The sequence below is a fragment of the Streptomyces sp. NBC_00620 genome (assembly GCF_026341825.1).
GTDB lineage: Bacteria > Actinomycetota > Actinomycetes > Streptomycetales > Streptomycetaceae > Streptomyces.
This window is the reverse complement of the sequence record NZ_JAPENY010000002.1, coordinates 1389768-1406128: the sequence shown is the minus strand read 5'-3', so window position 1 is coordinate 1406128 and position 16361 is coordinate 1389768. Positions and strand designations below refer to the sequence as shown.

The window sequence follows — 16361 nt, the reverse complement described above, 5'->3', positions numbered from 1 at the left end:
CGAACCATACGGCGATCACACACGTCGGTCGGTTAGTGTCACCGGATGCTCGATGCCACCAATCGCTCTGGGGGCACCGCCACGGCCACTCCCCCGGCCGCCGCTTCAGAGCTCGCCGCCGCGACGGAGTTCGCCATCGCCGCGGAGATCGCCGTCGCCGCACCAACAGGTCCGGCCGTCGCGCCCACCAGCCTTGCCGCCCGCTGCACACGAGCCCTGCTGTCGCCCTGGTCGCGGCTCTCCCTGCTCGTGGTGCTGCTCGCGGGGGCCGCGTCCAGCGTGCTGCTGTTCGAACCGCAGCGACTGCTCTCCGACGGCTGGCCGCCACAGCTCAACGGTGCCGCGGCGGTCGTCGCCTTCGCGGCGGCGTACGGGCTTGTCACGGTCGCGTTCGTGCCCCGGCCGCTTCTCAGCCTCGCCGCGGGCGCCCTCTTCGGCTCCCAACTGGGCCTCGCCGCCGCCATTGGAGGCACGGTGCTCGGCGGCGGACTGGCCTTCGGGCTCGGTCGGCTGCTCGGGCAGGACGCGCTGCGACCGCTCCTTCGCGCCCGTTGGCTCAAGGCGGCGGACGGGCAGCTCAGCCGCCACGGCTTCCGCTCGATGATGGCGGCCCGGCTGTTCCCCGGCATCCCGTTCTGGGCGGCCAACTACTGCGCGGCCGTCTCCCGCATGGGCTGGCTGCCGTTCCTCCTCGCGACGGCGCTCGGCACGATCCCGAACACCGCCGCGTACGTCGTCGCAGGTGCCCAGGCCTCGGCGCCGACTTCGCCCGCCTTCCTGATCGCGATGGCCTTCATCGCCGTACCGACCCTCGTCGGGATTGTGGTGGCCTGGCGCAAGCGGCACCACCTGCGCGGCCACTGACGCATTGCTGCGGCACCGGCCGCTGAGACGCTGCTGCGGCGCCGGTCACTGAGGCGCTGCCGTGGGACGCGCGCCCGCCGAGGCGCACTGCCGCGGTCGTCAGACCCGGCGTTACACGGCTTCCAGGACCATCGCGTTGGCGAGTCCGCCCGCCTCGCACATCGTCTGCAGCGCGTAGCGGGCTCCTCGGGCGCGCATCGCGTGGACGAGGGTGGTCGTCAGACGCGTGCCGCTCGCGCCGAGCGGGTGGCCGATCGCGATCGCTCCGCCGTGCACGTTGACCTTGGCCAGATCGGCGCCCGTCTCCTGCTGCCAGGCCAGGACGACGCTCGCGAAGGCCTCGTTCACCTCGAAGAGATCGATGTCGTCGAGGGTCAGACCCGCCTTGCGGAGCACCTTCTCGGTGGCCGGGATGACGCCGGTGAGCATCAGCAGTGGGTCGGAGCCGGTGACGGCGAAGCTGTGCAGGCGGGCGATCGGGCGCAGGCCGAGGCGGGCAGCGGTCTCGCTCGACGTGATGAGCACGGCCGACGCGCCGTCGTTGATCGGGCTCGCGTTGCCCGCGGTGACCGACCAGTCGATCTGCGGGAAACGCTCGCCGAAGCCGGGGTCGTAGTAGGCGGGCTTGAGCCCGGCGAGTATCTCCGTGCTGCTGGCGGGCCGGACGCACTCGTCGCGAGTCAGCCCGTCCAGGGGCGCGACCTCGGCGTCGAACAGACCGGTGTCCCAGGCCGCGGCCGCCTTCTGGTGCGAGCCGACCGCGAACGCGTCCATACGCTCACGCGAGATGCCCCACTTGGCGGCGATGAGTTCGGCGCTGATGCCCTGCGGCACCAGGCCCTCCGGGTAGCGCTCGGCGACCCCGGGGCCGAAGGGGTCCTTGCCCGCCGGCACGTTCGACCACATCGGGACGCGGCTCATCGACTCGACGCCGCAGGCGACGACCATGTCGTAGGCGCCCGACATGACGCCCTGCGCCGCGAAGTGCACGGCCTGCTGCGACGAGCCGCACTGACGGTCCACCGTGGTCGCGGGCACGGCGTCCGGGAAGCCGGCCGAGAGCACGGCGTACCGAGTGGTGTTCATGGCCTGCTCGCCGACCTGGTCGACGGTGCCGCCGATGACGTCGTCGATCAGCGCCGGGTCCACTCCGGAGCGCTCGACGAGACTGCGGAGTGTGTGGGCGAGGAGTTCCACGGGGTGGACATGGGCGAGGGCGCCGTTCGACTTGCCCTTGCCGACGGGGGTGCGTACGGCTTCGACGATCACGGCGTCACGCATGTCTGATCTCCAAACCCATAGAGTTTGCTTTTCAAACCCGCTAAGTGACTCAAGAGTAGCTCAGTGGGTTGGAACAACCAACCCACCCACTAGACTGGGCGCATGAAGGACGCCCGCCCCTGCTCGATCGCCGCCACGCTCGCCCTGGTCGGCGAGAAGTACTCCCTGCTGGTGCTGCGCGAGGTGTCGCTCGGCGCCACGCGCTTCGACCAGCTGGTCCGCAACATCGGTGCCCCGCGCGACGTACTGACCGCCCGGCTGAAACGGCTCGTCGACGCCGGCGTGCTGAAGAAGGTCGAATACAGCGATCGCCCCAAGCGCTACGAGTACCTGCCCACGCAGGCGGGGCTGGATCTGGAGCCCGTCCTGCTCACGCTCATGGCGTGGGGCGACCGGCATCTCCAGGAGGACGGCTTCCGGCCCATGGTCCTGGAGCACACGTGCGGCAATGAACTGGTCCCGCAGGTCGTCTGCCGGGAGTGCGGCAAGGAAGTCGAACACGACGACCTGATGGCGCACCCGCAGGCCCCGGGCTGGACCGTGACGGGTCCTGCGGCGGCGTAGCGGACGACTACGACGCAGGGGCGCCCCTACCGACAGGCCTCACGCGTCTCCTTGCAGACGTCGCGGGTCTAGTGCGTCCCCTTATGGACGTCGTAGACATCGAGCCGTCCGCACATCCCGAACCGGCCGTACGCGGACGGCTGTTCAGCCCGTACGACAGCGTCCGAGAGGTGGGACGCGTCGCCCCGCTCCAGACGGTCGAGCTGGTGCCCCGTAGCCGCGGCGGCAGCTTCGGCACCCCGCTGCCACCGCTCGCGCCACTCGGCGAGCCGGGGCCGAACCAGCGCGGCCGCGGCCCGGTGGAACTCGGCGAGCGGCTCGGGTCCGTCCGCGTCACGCAGCGCCCGGTAGCCCTCGACGGCGAGGTCGCGCCGGGCTCGGGCGACCCGCTCCCGCTCCTCCTCGGGCGCGTCGGCCGGGATGGCCGTAGCGGCCGCGTACGTCTCGGCGTCGGTCAGGTACCGCGGCGGCAGCGTGAGGACGGCGTCCCCCGCCTCCGGCAGCCCGTTGTTCTGCATGAGGACGGTGATGCGCAGATCGTCCTCGTTGACCAGCCGGTGGATGGTGCCGGGCGTGAACCACACGACGGCACCGGGCACGAGCGGCGTCACCTCGTACCCGGACGTCGTCAGCGTCTGTACCGCGCCGCGCCCGCCGGTGACGACGTACGCCTCCGAACAGGTCAGGTGCATATGAGGAGTTCCGCCACAGACGCCGTCTGCCGCGGGCCAGTCGTAGACGCGGAGGTGCGAGACGGCGACGGCCCCCGGAAGCCCGTCGAAGCCCTGGACTGCCGCCGTGCCCGGTACCTCCTGCCCGCTCACCACGGGTGCTCCTCCAGGTACTTCGCGACTTCCTCGCGCTCCCAAACCCCCTCGGCCACGACGACCCGGTAGCGGCGGGTGAGCGTGTCGCCGGGTGCCAGCTCCAGTTCGTCGTAGAAGGCGAGCGACGGGGCGACGGCGGCGAAGGGTTCGTTGCGTACGAACCAGTGGGCCGGGTGGGCGCCGGCCTCCCCGGAGTGGTCGTTCTCGGGGGCGTGCGCGAAGACCATCGTCGCGTGTCCGTCGGAGCCGTCGTACTCCCCCGAGAACGCGAGCCACGGCGCCTGCCGCCCCATCAGTCCGGGCCCTTCGGAGTCGGGCCCGATGATCCGCCCGTCCCGGAAGGCCCGCGGTCCGCGCCAGAACAGGCCCGTGTAGCCCGCCATCTCACGTCCCGCGGTGGTCGGGCTGCCGAAGCGCAGCGGCTCGTCGCGCCGGTTGGTGACCGCGGTGGTCCAGGTCAGCGCCCAGGAACCCGACTCCGGATCGACGTCGTGCACCTCGATCCGGCGCTCCTCGTCGGCCCACAGTTCGCCGTCGTACGGATGCCATGTGAGCCGCTCCACGATGACCGCGCGACTGTCGTCCGAGTCCACCCGGTCGAAGGCGACGTGCGCCATCGACCCGACGCGCTCTGGGAGTTCGACATAGCCGTTTCCGTGAACGTATGTGTTGCCGCCCCACAGGTTCTGGCCGGAGAGGTGCGAGGCCGTCATCTGGAGGCCCTTGTGCCAGCGGTGGTCGTTGGGCCGGTAGTCGGTGACAACGTTGTTCGCCAGCGTCCTGAGCGGGTGCAGATACGGCTTCGGGGCCTCCCACGCCGCCTCGGGACGGTAGACGTAGCTCAACAGCTCGACACCGGTGCCGACTTCACTGATGGTGATGCTCTCGCCGTGCGCGTGGACGATACGCAGGCCACCCTCCGAGGGCGTGGTCATGCCGACACCCCCTGAGACACCTCAGACACCTCGGACGCCTGGGAACCCGCGGGCGCCCAGCCCGCCGCACCCCCGTGCAGAGCCGTGTAGTACGGATCCCCCGGACCGATCTCCCCGGCACGGACGGTCGTGTCCGTGAACGCCGACTTGTACAGCGCGGTGATCAGTTCCAGGCTGGTGCGTCCGTCGGCGCCGCTGCTGCGCGGCCGCTCGCCCGCACGCATGCTCGCCACCAGGTCCCGCAGCTGCTCAAGGTGCGAACTCGGCACGTCCGCACCGAAGTCCCGCCAGGCCGCCACGTCCGCGTCCGGCGCTTCCGGAACCGGGGTGATGCGCCAGTTGTCGTTGCTGTGCCCGTACAGGTGCGTGAGCTCGACGGTGGCGCGTTCGCAGTCGATGCGGATACGGCTGACCTCGTCCGGGCTCAGGACACTGTTGACGACGGTCGCCAGCGCGCCGTTCTCGAAGCGGACGAGAGCGGTCGACACGTCCTCCGTCTCCACGTCGTGCACGAGCCTTCCGGCCATGGCGCGCACCTCGCTCCACGGCCCCATCAGATCCAGCAGCAGATCCATCTGATGGATGCCGTGCCCCATCGCGGGCCCGCCGCCCTCGGTCTCCCAGCGTCCGCGCCAGGGGACGGCGTAGTAGGCGGCATTGCGGTACCAGGTCGTCTGGCAGTGCGCGACGAGCGGACGCCCCATGGCCTGCTCGGCGATCAGGCGCTTCACATGGCGTGCGCCGGACCCGAAACGGTGCTGGAAGACGATCGCCGCGTACGGGCCCCCACCGAGCCCCTCCTCCGCCTCGACGGCGTCGAAGTCGGCGAGTGTCGGGACCGGCGGCTTCTCGCACCACACCCACGCTCCGGCCCGCAACGCCGCCACGGTCTGGTCGCGGTGCAGCGTCGGCGGCGTACAGATGACGACCAGATCCGGCCGCTGCTCCTCCAACATGCGGTCGAGGTCGGTGTACGCGTGCGGGATGCCCACCTCCGCGCAGAACTCCCGAACCGCGTCCTCGGCGATGTCGACCGCGGCGACGATCTCCGTCTCCCCTTCTTCGGCGAGTCGGGCGAGCGCGGGGACATGACTCCCGCGCGCGATGGCGCCCGTACCGATGACAGCAGCCCTGATACGACGGCCGTCGAACGGGGCCGCGGGGCGGTTCGGGGAGGTCTCGGGGCTGGTGTCGTTGCTGGGTGTGGGCATGTTCGTGATCAGCACTCCATCGGACGCGGTCGTCAGACGTTGGCCAACGCATGATGACACCCGGACTGACTCCGGAGGCAGCAAGCGCTTTCCCGCCTGCTGAAACGTATGCGCCGGTCCAGCCGCCGGTCAACACCGAGAACCCTGTCTTCCGGCGGCACGGGACGCCCCCGGGCCGCTCCCGCCCCGTCCGGCTACGAAACCCCTGTGCCGGGACTGTCGGACGGGGACGCTACGCTGCCCTCAACACCACCCGTGATCACCGCGATCAGCGGCACGGTATGCCCGTCGCCCCTTCCACGATCAGTTCTGGGACCACGTAACTTCATGTCTTGGTTTGAATCCCTCATCCTCGGACTCGTCCAGGGGCTGACCGAGTTCCTTCCCGTGTCCTCCAGCGCGCATCTGCGTCTGACAGCGGCGTTCGCAGGCTGGGAGGACCCGGGTGCGGCCTTCACCGCGATCACCCAGCTCGGCACCGAGGCCGCGGTACTGATCTACTTCCGCAAGGACGTCGCGCGGATCATCTCGGCGTGGTCCCGCTCGCTCGTGAACAAGGCGATGCGAAGCGATCACGACGCGCAGATGGGCTGGCTGGTGATCGTCGGCTCGATCCCGATCGGCGTGCTCGGGGTGACGCTCAAGGACCAGATCGAGGGGCCGTTCCGCGATCTGCGGATCACCGCGACGATGCTGATCGTGATGGGCATCGTCATCGGCATCGCCGACCGGCTCGCGGCCCGCGACGAGGCGGGCGGGAAGCACCGGGCCGCCAAGGAGCGCAAGACACTGCAGGACCTGAACACCAAGGACGGCCTGCTCTACGGCCTCTGCCAGGCGTTGGCCCTGGTCCCCGGTGTCTCCCGGTCCGGCGCGACCATCAGCGGCGGCCTGTTCATGGGCTACACCCGTGAAGCGGCGGCCCGTTACTCCTTCCTCCTCGCCATGCCGGCCGTACTCGCCTCCGGACTCTTCGAGCTCAAGGACGCCAGCGAGGGCGGCCATGTCGACTGGGGCCCGACGGCCTTCGCGACGGTCATCGCCTTCGCGGTCGGGTACGCCGTCATCGCCTGGTTCATGAAGTTCATCTCGCACAAGAGCTTCATGCCGTTCGTCTACTACCGCATCGCGCTCGGCATCCTCATCATCGTGCTGGTGACGACGGGCGCGCTCAGCCCGCACGCGGCGGAGTCGGCGGGCTGACGGTTCGGCTCCGGCGGGCCCCAAGCGTCGCCGGGGTTCGAGCACGTCACCGCAGAGTCGGCTGACTGTCCGCCCAACTCCAGCACGTCACCGTCGAGTCGGCGGTGCTGTCGGCTCAACTCCCCGGCAGGGCGAGCGCCCAGGGTTCCCCCTCGATCCGCACTCCGTTCGCGACGTACGCGATCGTCCGGTACCAGCCCGCGAGGACCAGCAGCTCCAGGACTTCGCTTTCGTCGAGATGCTCCCGCAACCCGCTCCACGCCGCGTCGCTCACCTGCGAGGTGGCGTGGAGTTCGTCCACGGCACGCAGCAGGGCCGTCTGCCGGGCGGACCACGCGGGGTCGTCAGCTTCGCCGGTCGCGGTGAGGGTGACCTGCCCCTCGCCGAGTCCGGCCGTTTCGGCGTACGCCGCCATATGGACGCCCCACTCGTACGCGCATCCGGAGCGGGCGGTGACGCGGGCGATCACGAGTTCGCGGTCGGCATCGGCGAGCCGGCCGTGGACGAGGAGGCCCGCGCCCAACGCCCGCATGCGCGAGGCCAGTTCGGGGTGGCGTTCCAGGACCTTGAAGAGCATCAGGGGTTCACGGGTGACGCCGGGCGGCATCCACCTGTGCAACGCGCGGTCGGTCTCGGGCTCGTAGGGCGGCGTCACGCCGTCGATGCGCTGCTTCATGCCCAGCACCCTTGCGCTTCTGAAATCGAAGCGCAAGGGTGGGAAGTGAGCAACTCCCCGCGAGAGGCGCCCACTTGACCACGCCACCCGAACCCCAGCACTCCGCCGCCGGTATCCCGACAACCGACTCCCCGCCAGTCGACACCCCGGCACCCGGCCGCCCGGTGCGCGGCTCGACGAGCGGCCGCCCCATCATGGCGGCGTTGGACCTCCTCGGGCGGCGCTGGACTCTGCGCGTCATCTGGGAACTCCACCGGGGCGGGGACCCGATCGGCTTCCGCGACCTCCAGCGCCGCTGCGACGACATGTCCTCCAGCGTCCTGTCCACCCGCCTCACGGAACTCCGCGAGGCGGGTATCACCACGTCAACCGCCCACTCCTCCTGGCATCTCACCCCGCTCGGCGACGACTTGGTGACCGCGATGGGCCCCCTCCTTGACTGGTCCCGCAGCTGGGCCGAGCGACAGTGAACGCGGCGGCCGTGACCAACCACATACGGCCTGAGTAGCCGTCTGGTAGCGCACTGTCAGTCCATGCCCTTAGGCTTGCACCCATGTCCCCCGATTTAATGCCCTCTGGTTCCGTGCGGTCTGCCGCCGCGGTGAACGAACAGATTCGCGCGCTGTGGATGCGCGCAGGCGGCTCCCTCTCGGCGCAGGAGCGAGCGGAGTACGAGCTGTTGGTCGTGGAGTGGGCCAAGGCGATACGCGGCGAGGTCATCGAGGCGGCGTGACGTCGCCGATGCGGCGGCGCTCGAGCCGCTGAGCCGGAACACACTCGAACCACACGCTCGAACCGCCGAGCCGCAACACTCCGGACCTCACCGCCCTCCGGACACCCGCAGCACCGCCCCCGTCGTGTAAGAGGCGTCGGGTGACATCAACCAGGCGATGGCGGCGGCGATTTCCTCGGCCTGGCCGACCCTGCGGAGCGGAATGGCGGACGCGGCGCGATCGGCCCGGCCCGGGTCACCCATCGTCGCGTGCATCTCGGTGTCGACCATTCCCGGCGCGACCGCGTTGACGCGGATGCCGTCGGGGCCGAGTTCCTTGGCGAGGCCGATGGTCAGTGCGTCGACAGCCGCTTTGCTGGCCGCGTAGTGGACGAACTCCCCGGGGCTGCCGAGGGTGGCGGCCGCCGACGAGACGTTCACTATGACTCCGCTCCCCCAGGCCGCCATCGAACGGGCCGCGCGGCGCGAACACAGCAGCGTGCCCAGGAGGTTGACCTCCACCACCCGCCGCAGATCTGCGGGGTCGGCGTCCGCGAGCCTGCCGGGCGGGCCGGTCACCCCGGCGTTGTTCACCAGCCCCGTCACCGGCCCCAGCCGGTCCGCCGCCATGTCGAACAACCGCTCCACATCGGCCTCGTCGGAGATGTCCATACGGACCATGACACAGCGCGCCCCGGCCCCCCGGACGGCGGTGGCGGTCCATTCGGCGGCGGCGCCGTCACTGACGTATCCCAACGCGATGTCGTGCCCGTCCGCCGCGAGGCGCGTACAGGTCGCGGCACCGATCCCCCGACCACCGCCCGTGACCACCGTGACAGAACGTGCCATAAGTGCCTCCTCGCAGCGCGAACGGATCGCCCCACGATCGCAGATGCGCGAGCACGTCCCCGTAGAGGACGTACGGCCCCTCCTCGGGCAACTGGACTGCCACACAGCCGAGTTGTCCGACTCCGGGACGGCACGCGGGTGTTCTGCTCCGGACCGGTGACGGCACGGACAGGGCCCGGTGCACAAGGATTCGTGCACCGGGCCCTGTCCGACCCTGCCCCTGGCCGGGAAGACCAGTCAGCCAAGCTTCCAGGCCGGCCCCACGGACAGATAAGTCGTGCCGAGCCATGCCCCGCCCGTGACGGCGCCCTTCTCCTGGTGTTCCAGGACGTCACTGGTGTCAGGGTCGACGATGAGGCGGTGGTGCAGCTCCGGGCCTTGCCATTCCACGGCCGTGCCCTGCCGTCCCGCGCTGTCCTTGGCCGGGCCGACGAGCCGTACGCCGTCCATCCCGGCCAGGATCTCGAACAGGGCCGCGCGCAACTGGGGGCTCGACGGTGCGGTGGCGAGCAGTTGCACGATGCTGTTGTGGAGATTCCCGGTCGTGGCCGTGCTGCCTGCCGAGTCGCCGAGAAGGCGGGTTTTCAGGGCCGCCGGGTCGGTGGGCAGCTTGCCGAGTTCGTCCCAGGTCAGCTTGGTCTTCCCGATCGTCCAGACCATGCCCCGGGGCTCGGGGAAGTAGCAGAAGCCGTCGCGGCAGGCCCCCGAGTCCCGCCCGCCGGGGCCCTGTTCGAGGATGACGGCGGTCCGGCTGAACCAGGTCGACTGGATGTCGGCCTTCCCGCCCGGGTGGGTGTAGCGGACGCGCACCTTCCAGTACGGGACGTCGGTGGCGGGCTTGCTCTCGTCCGCCGCCGCGTCCGCCACGTGCTGCAAGAAGGCCGCCGCGTTCGCGCTCGCGGCCGGCGGGCCGCCGTCGACGGAGACCGTCGGGTACACCAGGACGGCGGCGGTGACCGCCGCCACGGCCAAGGCGGCCACTGCGGACCGGCGCCGGACGCCGCCACGCCGCCGCCGGGGGACTGCCGCCATGTCACGGGCCACGGCCTCCCGTACCGCGGCCTGCGCGGCTGCGACGGTCGACGTGCTCGGCGGATCCACCCGCCCGGCGGCCTCAAGGGTCTCTGCGCCGGGAAAGTCGAGGACATCGGGCTCGGTCGTGGTCATGCGAGGTCTCCTGTCCGGTTGAGGGTGCCGGCACTGGTCGGTGCGAGTGCCGCACGCAGCCGTGCACGGGCACGGTGCAGGCGGGATCTTGCGGTGCCCGGGGGGATTCCGACCGCGGCCGCGGCCTCGGTCGGGGTGAGCCGCTCCCAGGCGACGAGGAGCAGCAACTCGCGCTCCACGTGCGGAAGTCCGGCGATCGTGTGCCGCAGGAACGGCGCGACCGCCGCGGCGTCCAGCCGTTCGTCGACCCCCTGCCACGGGTCGCTGTCGGCACGATCACCGGGCGTTCCCGGCTGTTCCCGCCCGTTCTGCCGCCAGTGCGCGGCCAGTACGTTCCTCGCCACCCCGAACAGCCAGGTACGAGCCGTGCCACGGTCGGCGTCGAAGGTGGAGCGGCTCGCGTAGGCCTGCAACCAGACCTCCGCCAGCAGATCGTCCGCGGCGGCGGGCGCCCGGCGGGCCAGATAGCCGTGCAGTACACCGGCGTGGCGCTCGACCAGTGGCTCGAAGGCCGCCGGGTCACGTGCCGAGCGCGTCAGCAGATCGTCGTCGTCCGATTCCATCGGGTCCCCTTCCGCAGCCGCTCGACCACGGCCACACCCCGTACTTGTCGAGTACCGGCCGGAGCGTTCGCGCTACGCCGCTCAACAGCGGTCGGAGAACGGAGTCCTGCCGCTCGGCGAAGCCACCGGTCTCACGCACACAGAGGTGGACGGCTCCTGAATATCACCGCTTAGCCCCTTGGCGTGGCAGGCCCCGTGGCCAACACTGATCAAATGACGCAGCGTGTGGAGCTCGCGACCGTGATGGACCGGTTCGCCGTGGACGGACTCGTCACCGAGTACGCGGTGGCCGTGGACGACGGAGACTGGGAGGCGTACCGGGGGCTGTTCGCGCCGGACGGACGTGCGGACTACCGCTCGGCCGGCGGAATCGAGGGAGACGCCGTGCAGGTCGCGGTATGGCTTTCCCAGAGCATGGAACTGTTCCCCATGCGCCAGCACCTGATCGTCAACCGGCGCGTTCGGTTCGGGCAGCTGGAGCAGGACACCGGCGACACCGCCCGAATCCAGGCGGACTACATCAATCCGATGAGGTTCACGGGACATGACGACGGTTCCACCGCGCCCGACTTCGTGTGCGGCGGCCGTTACGCCTTCGGGCTGGTGCGTACGCACGACGGCTGGCGGCTGCGCGAGGTGATCGTCCAGGAGAAGTGGCGTCGCACCTCCCAGACACGTCAGGAGCCCGCGGCCACCTGAGGGTCCTGAGCCCTCGGCGGCGCAGAAGGATGTGAACAGCCGCCACCCGAGCGCCCTGACCGAGAACAGTCGCCACCCGAGCCGATACCCCCTGTCGGAGATCGTCCCCGGCGCGCACACTGGAGGCACGCACCGGGGAGGGAGGCTCAGGATGAACAGGCGTGAGCGCTGGCTCGTCTCCCCCTGGCGCCGCGGCGTCGTCGCCGCTCTGGCGGGCGCGCTGCCCGTGTTCGCCTTCCCCGCCCCCTCCTTGTGGTGGTTCGCGTACGTCGCCCTCGTGCCCTGGATCCTGCTGGTCCGCTCGGCCCCGACGGCAAAGCGGGCCGCGTACGACGGCTGGCTCGGCGGGCTCGGCTTCATGTTGGCGGTGCACCACTGGCTGCTGCCGAGCCTGCATGTGTTCACGCTGGTCATAGCCGCGTTGCTCGGCGCGCTGTGGGCCCCTTGGGGCTGGCTCGTGCGCCGGTTCCTCGGCGGTGTGCCCTCGCCGGGGCAGATCGCGGCCGCCCTCGTGGTGCTGCCGTCCGGCTGGCTGATGGTCGAACTCGTCCGGTCCTGGCAGGGGTTGGGCGGCCCGTGGGGCCTGCTCGGGTCGAGCCAGTGGCAGGTGGACCCCGCGCTGCGGCTCGCCTCGGTCGGCGGGGTGTGGCTGCTCAGCTTCCTGGTGGTGACGGTCAACGTCGCCGTCGCCGTACTCGTTTCCGTACGCCAGGCCCGAATACCCGCCGTGGCCGGCCTGGTCGCCACGGCCGCCGCCACCTCGGCGGCCTGGGTGTGGTCGCCGCGCCCCGACGTGGACGGCCGGGTCCGCGTCGCCGTCGTACAGCCCGGCGTCATCGACGGCGCCGACCAGCGTTTCGCACGCGAGGAGGCGCTCACCCGCACACTCGCCGGTCAGGACCTCGACCTGATCGTCTGGGGCGAGAGCAGCGTCGGCTTCGACCTCGCCGACCGGCCCGACCTGGCGAACCGGATCGCCGCACTGTCACGGCTCACGGGCGCCGACCTCCTGGTGAACGTCGACGCGCGCCGCTCCGACCGGCCCGGCATCTACAAGAGCTCGGTCCTGGTGGGACCCGGGGGCCCGACCGGCGACCGTTACGACAAGATGCGGCTGGTCCCCTTCGGGGAGTACGTTCCCGCGCGCAGTGTCCTCGGCTGGGCGACCTCGGTGGGCAAGGCGGCGGGCGAGGACCGCAGGCAGGGCACCGAGCAGGTGGTGATGAACGTCGGGAACGGGCTGCGCGTGGGCCCGATGGTCTGCTTCGAGTCGGCGTTCCCCGACATGAGCCGCCATCTCGCCCAGGACGGCGCCGAGGTACTCCTCGCGCAGTCCTCGACATCGAGCTTCCAGAAGAGCTGGGCGCCCGAACAGCACGCCTCACTCGCCGCACTGCGGGCCGCCGAGACCGGCCGCTCGATGGTGCACGCAACGCTGACCGGCGTCTCCGCCGTCTACGGCCCGAGCGGCGAGCGCGTCGGCTCCCGGCTCGGCACGGACGCCAGCAAGACGATGGTGTACGAGGTGCCGCTGGCACGGGGTGTCACGCCGTACGTCCGGTTCGGAGAATGGCCGGTGCACGCGGCCCTGCTGGTGCTGGCAGCCCTGTGCGCGACGGAGGGCGCACGCGCGCTCAGGCTGCGGCGGCCTGCTCCTCCACCGCCCGTACCACCCGCTCGCACAGTTCATGAGTCGCCAGCGCATCCCGGGCACTGAGCACCTTGCCCGCGCGCACGGCGTCGAGGAAGGCGAGCGTCACCTGCTCGATACCGCGCTGCCTGGCCACCGGCACCCAGTCGCCGCGGCGCCGCACGGTGGGCTGTCCCTTGTGGTCGATCACCTCGGCGAGGTTGAGCACCTGCCGCTTGGTGTCCTGACCCGAGACCTCGAGGATCTCCTCCGCCGAACCGCTCAGCCGGTTCATCACACCGAGCGCGGTGAAGCCGTCCCCGGCGAGCTGCAGTACGACGTGGTGCAGCAGCCCGTCCTCGACACGCGCCCGCACGCTCACGTCGTCGATCGGCCCCGGCGCCAGGAACCGCAGCGTGTCGACGACATGGATGAAGTCGTCGAGGACCATCGCGCGTGTCTGCTCGGGCAGCCCGATGCGGTTCTTCTGCATCAGGATCAGCTCCCTCGGGTGGTCGGCGCACTGCGCGTACCCGGGCGCGTAACGCCGGTTGAAGCCCACCGCCAGACTGACGTTGCGCTCCTCCGCGAGCCGCACCAGCCGCTCCGAATCGGCGAGTTCGTACGCGAGCGGCTTGTCGACGTACGTCGGTACGCCCGCCTCGAGCAGGCGCGTGACGATCTCGGGGTGCGCCACGGTGGCCGCGTGCACGAACGCCGCGTCGAGTCCCTGGGCCAGCAGCTCCGACAGGTCGCCGTGGCGCTGCCCCTGCGGCAGGTGGAGGCTGTCGGCGACCCGGGCGAGCGTCGCGGGCGTGCGCGTCTGCACATGCAGCTCGACCCCCGGCTGCACACTCAGCACCGGCAGATACGCCTTCTGCGCGATGTCTCCGAGTCCGATGCAGCCGACCTTCACGGGGGTCTCCTCAAGGGGGGTGTTGCGGGTTGTGCGGTACGTTCCGGGTTTTTGACCTCGTCGGGAAGCATACGGCGGTGGCGCCGGGCACCTCGGGGCGTCCGGGTCACCTCACCGACGCCGGCACCCTCCGCAGGAGCGGAAGGATCACCCGTGCGGGGCATCCTCCGCTTGTCCGCTCCCCCAAAGAGAGCCGGACACAGCAGAGTTGCGCGGGTGCATCGATCAACGACGACCGCGACGCTCCTGGTCACCGTGGCTGTCACGGCCCTCTCCGGCTGTGTGACCGTCCAGCGACCACCCTCCTCCGGCCTGCCGCCCGCACCGTCGGGGCCCTCCGTGCCGCGTCCGGACAGCGAGGCCGAGCCGCAGATCGTGCAGGCACCGGCACGGGAGGCGCTGGAACTCATCGGCCCGTCCCGTAGGCCCCCGCCCAGCGCGCCCGCACCGCGCCGGGCGACTCCTCCGCCACCCGCCGCGGCCCCACCGGCCGCTCCCCATCGCCCCCGCACCGCCCCGCATCCCAAGGCGTCGCGCCCCGAGCCACGCATCGCCGTCCCACCCGTTGTCCCGGATGTCCCGGCGAGCGCGGACGTGTGCGCCCTCGGCCGGAAGTACGGGGGCTGGGCGCCGGACAGTCCGCAGGCGGTCATCTGCGAGGGGACGTATGGCCGTTGACGAGCCCGGCGCCTACCGCTGAGCGCTCCGCTGGAATTCCGGTGCGTCGCCTGCGGGTCCGTCGTGGCTGGTCGCGCAGTTCCCCGCGCCCCTTTGGGGCGCTACCGAACCGCAGGGCAGTTCGCCGGGCACCCCGCGATCCCCGATCAGGACCGCCGTCTCGGCGGCCCCAGCGTCTCCCCTCCGGGCCCGCCGGAGGAACCAGGACCGCCCAGTGACCCGGGCCCCTCGCCCGACCCCGGTGTCCCGTCCCCGTCGAGCCGCAGCTCCAGACGGCCGATCGCCGCCCGGACACCGTCGCCGTAGCTGTCGTCCCCCAGGGCGCCGACCGCACCACGGGCCCTGCGCAGATGCGTGCGGGCGGCCTCGGTGCGGCCGAGCTTCACATAGTCGGCGGCGAGATTCAGATGCAGCGAGGGGTAGAAGACGCGCACCGCGAGCGACTCGTGGTGCTCGGCGATCCTCCCGTCGGTGAGCTCCTCCGCCGCCGACAACGCCCTTAGGTCCCAGGCCAGTTCGTCCGAGGGGTCGTCCTGGGTGTCCGCCATGTAGTGCGCCAGCGTGCAGCGGTGCAGGGCGTCGCCGTCCTCGCCGATCTCAGCCCACAGGTCCAGGAAGCGGCTCCGGGCCTCCTCGCGGTCACCGCCGTGGTGCAGCATGATGACCTGCCCGATCCGGGTCATCATGGCGTCCGGCGCTGCCTGCTCCTGTTGCTCCGCCACCGCGTCCTCCACAGGCTCGTCACTGATCATCACGACGCCAACGACGCTAACGGCAGCCACTGACAATCACGCTCAGGCGCCTCCGTGCACGGCTGGGCCAGGCCGGTGACGGCCAAGCCGGGCTCGCTCTCACGAGCCCCGCCCGGCCAGAGGGACCGAATCTCAGCCCAGGTCCGGAATCCGCCAGTCGATCGCCTCGTGGCCCTGCCGTGCGACAGCCTCGTCGATCTGGGTGAACGGTCGCGAACCGAAGAACTTCTTGGCGGACAGCGGCGAGGGGTGCGCCCCCTTCACCACCACGTGCCGCTCCTCGTCGATCAGCGGCAGCTTCTTCTGGGCGTAGTTGCCCCACAGGACGAAGACGGCCGGGTCGGGCCGGTCGGCGACGGCCCGGATGACCGCGTCCGTGAACTTCTCCCAGCCCTTGCCCTTGTGCGAGTTGGCCTCACCGGCGCGCACCGTCAGCACCGCGTTGAGCAGCAGCACGCCCTGCTCGGCCCACGGCATCAGATAGCCGTTGTCCGGGATCGGGGTGCCCAGCTCCTCCTTCATCTCCTTGTAGATGTTGCGGAGTGAGGGCGGGGTCTTCACGCCCGGGCGGACGGAGAAGCACAGACCGTGCCCCTGGCCCTCGCCGTGGTAGGGGTCCTGACCGAGGATCAGTACCTTCACCCGCTCGTACGGCGTCGCGTCGAGCGCGGCGAAGACCTCGTCCCGCGGAGGGTAGACCGGGCCCTTCGCGCGCTCCTCCTCGACGAACTCGGTGAGTTCCTTGAAGTAGGGCTCCTGCAGCTCCTCGCCCAGGACGTCGCGCCAGGACTCGGGCAGCATGGCGATATCGGTCACGTCAACTTCCTCCGATGT

Annotated in this window: 19 protein-coding genes; 8 read left to right on the top strand and 11 right to left on the bottom strand. The window is 70.9% G+C overall.

Annotation, left to right across the window (positions count from 1 at the left end):
• Positions 1 to 45 precede the first annotated feature (45 nt).
• Positions 46 to 864, top strand: a complete 819-nt coding sequence (locus tag OG246_RS25525) for a TVP38/TMEM64 family protein (RefSeq protein WP_266468129.1) — start codon at positions 46 to 48, stop codon at positions 862 to 864.
• A 111-nt stretch (positions 865 to 975) separates the two neighbouring features.
• Here the strand turns inward: OG246_RS25525 and OG246_RS25520 are convergent, their stop codons facing one another.
• On the bottom strand, positions 976 to 2145 hold the full coding sequence (locus OG246_RS25520; RefSeq protein WP_266468126.1) for a thiolase family protein: 1170 nt from the start codon (positions 2143 to 2145) through the stop codon (positions 976 to 978).
• A gap of 102 nt (positions 2146 to 2247) precedes the next feature.
• Here OG246_RS25520 and OG246_RS25515 point away from each other — a divergent pair, with 102 nt between their 5' ends.
• On the top strand, positions 2248 to 2709 hold the full coding sequence (locus OG246_RS25515) for a helix-turn-helix domain-containing protein (RefSeq protein WP_266468120.1): 462 nt from the start codon (positions 2248 to 2250) through the stop codon (positions 2707 to 2709).
• A gap of 68 nt (positions 2710 to 2777) precedes the next feature.
• On the opposite strand, the gene OG246_RS25510 is transcribed toward OG246_RS25515, so the two are convergent.
• The 3 genes from OG246_RS25510 to OG246_RS25500 are packed head-to-tail and all read right to left on the bottom strand — an operon-like array spanning position 2778 to position 5682.
• A complete protein-coding gene (locus tag OG246_RS25510) occupies positions 2778 to 3533 on the bottom strand; it encodes a cupin (RefSeq protein WP_266468117.1) in 756 nt (251 codons plus the stop codon).
• On the bottom strand, positions 3530 to 4471 hold the full coding sequence (locus tag OG246_RS25505) for a PmoA family protein (protein ID WP_266468114.1): 942 nt from the start codon (positions 4469 to 4471) through the stop codon (positions 3530 to 3532). Before OG246_RS25505 ends, OG246_RS25510 begins: the two co-directional genes overlap by 4 nt.
• Positions 4468 to 5682: a Gfo/Idh/MocA family protein gene (locus OG246_RS25500; RefSeq protein ID WP_266468111.1), complete on the bottom strand. Its 1215-nt coding sequence runs from the start codon at positions 5680 to 5682 to the stop codon at positions 4468 to 4470. Before OG246_RS25500 ends, OG246_RS25505 begins: the two co-directional genes overlap by 4 nt.
• A gap of 327 nt (positions 5683 to 6009) precedes the next feature.
• Between OG246_RS25500 and OG246_RS25495 the strand changes: the two genes are divergently transcribed.
• Positions 6010 to 6885: an undecaprenyl-diphosphate phosphatase gene (locus OG246_RS25495; RefSeq protein WP_266468108.1), complete on the top strand. Its 876-nt coding sequence runs from the start codon at positions 6010 to 6012 to the stop codon at positions 6883 to 6885.
• Positions 6886 to 7000: 115 nt separating this feature from the next.
• On the opposite strand, the gene OG246_RS25490 is transcribed toward OG246_RS25495, so the two are convergent.
• On the bottom strand, positions 7001 to 7561 hold the full coding sequence (locus OG246_RS25490; protein ID WP_266468106.1) for a carboxymuconolactone decarboxylase family protein: 561 nt from the start codon (positions 7559 to 7561) through the stop codon (positions 7001 to 7003).
• Positions 7562 to 7755: 194 nt separating this feature from the next.
• On the opposite strand from OG246_RS25490, the gene OG246_RS25485 reads away from it, so the two are divergent.
• Together OG246_RS25485 and OG246_RS25480 are read left to right on the top strand one after the other, a co-directional pair.
• On the top strand, positions 7756 to 8031 hold the full coding sequence (locus OG246_RS25485; protein ID WP_266470904.1) for a helix-turn-helix domain-containing protein: 276 nt from the start codon (positions 7756 to 7758) through the stop codon (positions 8029 to 8031).
• 83 nt (positions 8032 to 8114) lie between these two features.
• Positions 8115 to 8294, top strand: a complete 180-nt coding sequence (locus tag OG246_RS25480; protein ID WP_266468103.1) for a hypothetical protein — start codon at positions 8115 to 8117, stop codon at positions 8292 to 8294.
• A gap of 87 nt (positions 8295 to 8381) precedes the next feature.
• On the opposite strand, the gene OG246_RS25475 is transcribed toward OG246_RS25480, so the two are convergent.
• The 3 genes from OG246_RS25475 to OG246_RS25465 form a co-directional block, all read right to left on the bottom strand.
• Entirely contained in the window at positions 8382 to 9122 is a 741-nt protein-coding gene (locus OG246_RS25475; RefSeq protein WP_266468100.1) for an SDR family NAD(P)-dependent oxidoreductase, read from the bottom strand.
• Between the two features lie 237 nt (positions 9123 to 9359).
• Positions 9360 to 10289, bottom strand: a complete 930-nt coding sequence (locus OG246_RS25470; RefSeq protein WP_266468098.1) for a CU044_5270 family protein — start codon at positions 10287 to 10289, stop codon at positions 9360 to 9362.
• On the bottom strand, positions 10286 to 10852 hold the full coding sequence (locus tag OG246_RS25465) for an RNA polymerase sigma factor (RefSeq protein WP_266468096.1): 567 nt from the start codon (positions 10850 to 10852) through the stop codon (positions 10286 to 10288). Before OG246_RS25465 ends, OG246_RS25470 begins: the two co-directional genes overlap by 4 nt.
• Before the next feature lie 213 nt (positions 10853 to 11065).
• Between OG246_RS25465 and OG246_RS25460 the strand changes: the two genes are divergently transcribed.
• Positions 11066 to 11551, top strand: a complete 486-nt coding sequence (locus tag OG246_RS25460; protein WP_266468094.1) for a nuclear transport factor 2 family protein — start codon at positions 11066 to 11068, stop codon at positions 11549 to 11551.
• A 151-nt stretch (positions 11552 to 11702) separates the two neighbouring features.
• Positions 11703 to 13268: an apolipoprotein N-acyltransferase gene (gene lnt, locus OG246_RS25455; RefSeq protein ID WP_266468091.1), complete on the top strand. Its 1566-nt coding sequence runs from the start codon at positions 11703 to 11705 to the stop codon at positions 13266 to 13268.
• On the opposite strand, the gene OG246_RS25450 is transcribed toward lnt, so the two are convergent.
• Positions 13186 to 14097 (bottom strand): Gfo/Idh/MocA family protein, encoded by a 912-nt coding sequence (locus OG246_RS25450; RefSeq protein ID WP_266468088.1) that lies wholly within the window; start codon positions 14095 to 14097, stop codon positions 13186 to 13188. The genes lnt and OG246_RS25450 overlap by 83 nt on opposite strands.
• 216 nt (positions 14098 to 14313) lie before the next feature.
• On the opposite strand from OG246_RS25450, the gene OG246_RS25445 reads away from it, so the two are divergent.
• Positions 14314 to 14775, top strand: a complete 462-nt coding sequence (locus OG246_RS25445; RefSeq protein ID WP_266468085.1) for a hypothetical protein — start codon at positions 14314 to 14316, stop codon at positions 14773 to 14775.
• A 146-nt stretch (positions 14776 to 14921) separates the two neighbouring features.
• On the opposite strand, the gene OG246_RS25440 is transcribed toward OG246_RS25445, so the two are convergent.
• Complete coding sequence (locus tag OG246_RS25440; protein ID WP_266470902.1) at positions 14922 to 15497, bottom strand: hypothetical protein; 576 nt, start codon at positions 15495 to 15497, stop codon at positions 14922 to 14924.
• A gap of 162 nt (positions 15498 to 15659) precedes the next feature.
• Entirely contained in the window at positions 15660 to 16343 is a 684-nt protein-coding gene (gene ung / locus OG246_RS25435) for a uracil-DNA glycosylase (RefSeq protein ID WP_266468082.1), read from the bottom strand.
• Between the last annotated feature and the right edge of the window lie 18 nt (positions 16344 to 16361).

Excerpts from the sequence above, each read along its gene's own strand:
- OG246_RS25500 (WP_266468111.1), bottom strand. The coding sequence starts at position 5,682 with ATGCCCACACCCAGCAACGACACCAGCCCCGAGACCTCCCCGAACCGC.
- OG246_RS25460 (WP_266468094.1), top strand. The coding sequence starts at position 11,066 with ATGACGCAGCGTGTGGAGCTCGCGACCGTGATGGACCGGTTCGCCGTG.
- OG246_RS25475 (WP_266468100.1), bottom strand. The coding sequence starts at position 9,122 with ATGGCACGTTCTGTCACGGTGGTCACGGGCGGTGGTCGGGGGATCGGT.
- OG246_RS25520 (WP_266468126.1), bottom strand. The coding sequence starts at position 2,145 with ATGCGTGACGCCGTGATCGTCGAAGCCGTACGCACCCCCGTCGGCAAG.
- lnt (WP_266468091.1), top strand. The coding sequence starts at position 11,703 with ATGAACAGGCGTGAGCGCTGGCTCGTCTCCCCCTGGCGCCGCGGCGTC.
- OG246_RS25505 (WP_266468114.1), bottom strand. The coding sequence starts at position 4,471 with ATGACCACGCCCTCGGAGGGTGGCCTGCGTATCGTCCACGCGCACGGC.
- OG246_RS25495 (WP_266468108.1), top strand. The coding sequence starts at position 6,010 with ATGTCTTGGTTTGAATCCCTCATCCTCGGACTCGTCCAGGGGCTGACC.
- OG246_RS25465 (WP_266468096.1), bottom strand. The coding sequence starts at position 10,852 with ATGGAATCGGACGACGACGATCTGCTGACGCGCTCGGCACGTGACCCG.
- OG246_RS25470 (WP_266468098.1), bottom strand. The coding sequence starts at position 10,289 with ATGACCACGACCGAGCCCGATGTCCTCGACTTTCCCGGCGCAGAGACC.
- OG246_RS25480 (WP_266468103.1), top strand. The coding sequence starts at position 8,115 with ATGTCCCCCGATTTAATGCCCTCTGGTTCCGTGCGGTCTGCCGCCGCG.
- OG246_RS25515 (WP_266468120.1), top strand. The coding sequence starts at position 2,248 with ATGAAGGACGCCCGCCCCTGCTCGATCGCCGCCACGCTCGCCCTGGTC.
- OG246_RS25490 (WP_266468106.1), bottom strand. The coding sequence starts at position 7,561 with ATGAAGCAGCGCATCGACGGCGTGACGCCGCCCTACGAGCCCGAGACC.
- OG246_RS25485 (WP_266470904.1), top strand. The coding sequence starts at position 7,756 with ATGGCGGCGTTGGACCTCCTCGGGCGGCGCTGGACTCTGCGCGTCATC.
- OG246_RS25525 (WP_266468129.1), top strand. The coding sequence starts at position 46 with ATGCTCGATGCCACCAATCGCTCTGGGGGCACCGCCACGGCCACTCCC.